A 253-nucleotide genomic window follows, 5' to 3' on the forward strand; every position below is an offset into this window, starting at 1 on the left:
TTCTCCCTCGCACATCGCTCCCCTACCTATAGCCTTTCGGCTATACCGTAGCTTCGGTGCGCGGCTTTAGCTCCGTTACATTTTCGGCGCAGTCCTCTTCTACCGGTGAGCTGTTACGCACTCTTTTAAGGATGGCTGCTTCTAAGCCAACCTCCCGGCTGTCTTAAGAGGTCCACTTCCTTTCACACTTAGCCGCTTCTTCGGAACCTTAGCTGTCGGTCTGGGCTCTTTCCCTCTCGACCATGAAGCTTAT

1 rRNA gene is annotated in these 253 nt (G+C 53.4%); it reads right to left on the minus strand.

Going from position 1 to position 253, the window contains the following annotated elements:
- A 23S ribosomal RNA gene (locus AD60_RS09960) occupies positions 1-253 on the minus strand; the annotation flags it as partial.

Source organism: Petrotoga sp. SL27 (assembly GCF_002924605.1).
Classification (GTDB): domain Bacteria; phylum Thermotogota; class Thermotogae; order Petrotogales; family Petrotogaceae; genus Petrotoga; species Petrotoga sibirica.